Below are 3813 nucleotides of genomic sequence, written 5' to 3'. Positions count from 1 at the left end.
GCATAGTAAGAGCGCTCTGCAGACTCCTCCTCGAGGATCAGACGCTGCGCCACTCGCTGGGGCGTGCCACAGATAGCTGGCGTGGGGTGAAGGCGCTCCACCAAGGTAATCGGCGCGTATTCTTCGGGAAGCTGCAGAGCGAAGCGAGCCTGCAAGTGTTGTAACTGCCCCGTCGTTGTCGTCTCCACATCAAGCGTACGGTAGGGAATCCCCTCCCGCTCCAGTAGCTCTCCGATGAAGCGCTGCACGTAGCGATGCTCCCGCCGATTCTTCTCGCTCCAGAGGGGTGGCTCGCCATCTCGTTGCCTAGGCATCGTCCCAGCCAGTGCCACCGTCTGCCAGCGCATACCATCCCCTCGGAGGAGCATCTCTGGTGTGGCACAGAGCCACAGCCCCGACTGAGGCGTATAGCAGAGCGACACGAAAGCATTCGGGTAGTGCGTCAAGGCTTTGTCAAAGGCACCAACCACTTGTGCCGTAGCGATGCTAGGTAGTTCGGCACGGTGTGCCAAGACAAGTTTCTCCGCCATCCCTTCCTCTAGATGCTCTATAAAGCGAGCGAAAGTAACACGGTAACTATCGGGTAAAGCCTGCGGTATCGGTGCCACAGGCGGAAAGCTCTCTAGGTCTGCCTCGTCACACGCCGCAAGCTCTAGCACGCTTGCCCCTTGCTCCTTCTGCTCCTCTTCGATCCATAGCATCGGCGTCTCGGTCGTCACCACAAAGGGTGCCATCAGAAAACCCGCCAAATGCTCCCGCTCTCTCAGCTCCTTAGCCGTAGTTGCCACAGCCCGAGCCTCGTGCTGTAGACCGATCTCATGCACCGCACAACCCTCGCCAGGTAGTCGAAAGCAAGCGAATGGCGCACAGCGATCCATCCGCTCCGCCACCAGCGTGACCAGTTCGTCACAACTACAGCTCCGACCGCTTAGCTCCTTATCAGATCTCTTACTCAGCACCGCATTTATCTCCGTTGACTGCTTGGGGTCAACCTTTTTACTTCTTGCCCAGCTCTCGGATCACTGCGACAATGCGCTGCAGATCCTCCTCCGTTACCAGCGTGCCACTAGGCAGGCAGAGACCACGGTCAAAGAGTCGCTCACTCGTACCATCGACATAGCGAGGAGCATCGGCAAAGACTGGTTGCAGGTGCATCGGCTTCCATAGCGGACGGCTCTCGATAGCCTCATCCTCCAGTCGGAGTCTCAGATCCTCACGGGTGAAGCCCGCTTTCTCAGGATCCACTAAGACACAACTGAGCCAATAGTTGCTGTCGTACTCCTCCGTGGGGGCGCACTTCACCTCAACCCCAGGGCAGTCAGCCAGCAGGGCGCAATAGCGGGCATGGTTGTGCCGACGCTTAGCCACATGCTCCTCGAGGACGAGCATCTGCCCACGACCTATCCCCGCCGATATATTGCTCAGACGGTAGTTATAGCCGATGTGCGTGTGCTGGTAGTGTGGCGCATTGTCACGAGCCTGCGTTGCGTAAAAGAGGACACGCCTAGCCTCCTCTTCACTAGGACAGACCAAAGCTCCACCACCCGACGTGGTGATCATTTTATTGCCATTAAAAGAGAGCGCTCCGTAGCGACCTAGCGTACCGCACTTGTGTCCCTTGTACTCAGAGCCGAGCGCCTCTGCAGCATCCTCGAGGATAGGTATGTCGTACTCCTCAGCGATCGCCAGTATCTCGTCCATCTTAGCAGGCATACCATACAGATGAACGGGTATGATCGCCTTAGGCTTGCGCCCCGTCTGAGCGATGCGATCCTCGATAGCTTGACGTAGTAGCGTGGGGGACATATTCCACGTGTCAGGCTCGCTATCAACGAATATAGGCTTAGCCCCCTGATAAGTAATCGGGTTAGCCGAGGCTGAGAAGGTAAAGCTCTGACAGATCACCTCGTCATCACGCCCCACACCCAGCATGACCAGCCCTAAGTGCAGAGCAGCCGTGCCAGCACTAAGCGCTACGACATGCTTGCCTGGCGCTCCGAGGTAGCGGGTCAAGTCCTCCTCAAAGCCATTCACATTGGGTCCCAGAGGCACCACCCAATTGGTGTCAAACGCCTCTTGTATAAACTCCTGTTCTCGTCCTCCCATCTCAGCGAGTGAGAGCCAAATCTTCTTTTGCGCCATACCTATTAGCTCTGATTTAGTTGCCTACAAATGTAATGAAAATGGGGCTTACCTCAAGCTCCTCAAGAGGAAATCTCAAGGATGACGCCTTATAGCGGACGAGTGCATCTACGTCTCTATGAGAGAAATCTGAAGGTTGAGGAAATCGGGCAATTCATCTGTAGAGACTGTTGCAAAAGTCAACAGTCAGGACAATCTTGCATACAAGATTGTCCTGACTTTGCAGAAAGGATGAAGCGCAAGGCGCTGAGGGTGAGGTCTGAAGGGAGCATACCTCCGTATGTGACCGAAGCCGAATCCCGAAAGCAACACAGCGATTCGCCTTTATGCAACAGTCTCCCGTAGATATTCGGGATTATCCAGTGAGGAAACGTGTCCTCTCCTGAAATAGTACACAGTTGGGGAAGCCAACCCCAACAACAATGAAAGAAGAAAAAAGAAACCGAGGACGAAAGGGATATCCCCTAGATTTCAAGTGGAGAGTCATAGACGACCTCCTCGCTACCGGCGAGAGCATCGCCACCACCAGCCAGCGCTACGGCATTACCACACGCACCATTCGAAATTGGTTGCGTACCTTTGGTGTAGAGTTACCCAACCAAAGCACTATGAGCAAGACAAACAAGAACAAAGACGTAGATCCAGAGTACGCTGAACTCAAGCGCGAAAACGCTCGCCTCAGAGCAGCCCTCTTCCAGGCTGAGAGCAAGGCATTAGTCAACAAGACACTACTCGAAGTGGTCTTGAATCGCTACCACATTGATCTAAAAAAAAAGACCGATTTGTAGCCGTGAGACAGCTTGAATCCGCCAAAGTGAGAGATCAAAAGCTCTCCATAACCTACCTTTGTCAGCAGCTAGAAGTCAGCCGCAAAGGCTACTACAAGCACACCTTCACCGAGCAAGACGAAGATGTCAAAGTAGCCTCCGTCCTACACTATTGCCAGTATGTGCGCAGTTGGCTCCCCAGGGCAGGCGTAGACACCCTCCAGGAGTGTACCAACAAGTACTTCAAAGGAACCTTCCAAGTAGGTCGAGACTGGCTCTACAAAGTGTTAGGAGCCAACGATATGCTGCTGAGAAGTCGCAAGCGCAAGCGTCCACCCCAGACGACCAAGGGCGTGGTCAATCACGGCTTCCAAGACCACCTGAACACCACCCCTAAGTACATCGCCACCGACCATTGCCGGCTCACCGTCTCAGACATAACCTACGTCAAGTGTTTAGGGGGCTTCGCATATCTCTCCCTGACGATGGATGCTTATAGCCGCATCATCACCGGCTTTGACCTGCAGCCCACGCTCTCCACAGAGGGTCCCTACAACGCACTAAGACAGACCGTTGACTTCTACCAAAAGCATGGCTTTGACCTCAAAGGACTCATCTTCCATAGCGACCGAGGCTGTCAATACGTCTCCAAGCAAATGACCGACTACGAGGCCAGCCTAGGCATCGTAACCAGCGTCACCCAGACAGGCAACCCTCTCCACAACGCTATGGCAGAGCGACTTAACGGAATCATCAAGAACGACTGGCTCTACAACTTTGAGGACAAACCCATAGAAGAAGTTCGAGAGATCCTCTCGCAAACGATTGCTCTCTATAACACAGCGCGTCCTCATCGAGCCCTCAACAAGAAGACACCGATGCAGATGCTCATACCAGATTACCC

At 54.2% G+C, this 3813-nt stretch carries 4 protein-coding genes; 2 read left to right on the top strand and 2 right to left on the bottom strand.

What is annotated here, in order from left to right:
• Positions 1–959 (bottom strand): chorismate-binding protein (locus tag Q0X57_RS07765; protein ID WP_297729865.1); only part of this gene is annotated, 959 nt, incomplete at its 3' end.
• 37 nt (positions 960–996) lie between these two features.
• Positions 997–2142: a DegT/DnrJ/EryC1/StrS family aminotransferase gene (locus tag Q0X57_RS07760; RefSeq protein WP_297729863.1), complete on the bottom strand. Its 1146-nt coding sequence runs from the start codon at positions 2140–2142 to the stop codon at positions 997–999.
• A 422-nt stretch (positions 2143–2564) separates the two neighbouring features.
• On the opposite strand from Q0X57_RS07760, the gene Q0X57_RS07755 reads away from it, so the two are divergent.
• Both Q0X57_RS07755 and Q0X57_RS07750 read left to right on the top strand, forming a co-directional pair.
• A complete protein-coding gene (locus Q0X57_RS07755; protein ID WP_297729862.1) occupies positions 2565–2930 on the top strand; it encodes a transposase in 366 nt (121 codons plus the stop codon).
• 2 nt (positions 2931–2932) lie between these two features.
• Positions 2933–3813: IS3 family transposase (locus Q0X57_RS07750; protein ID WP_297729860.1), on the top strand; the 881-nt coding region annotated here is incomplete at its 3' end.

Origin of the sequence: uncultured Porphyromonas sp., from assembly GCF_947254915.1 — a bacterium.
Taxonomy (GTDB): Bacteria; Bacteroidota; Bacteroidia; order Bacteroidales; family Porphyromonadaceae; genus Porphyromonas.
This window is presented reverse-complemented; position numbering and strand designations above follow the sequence as displayed.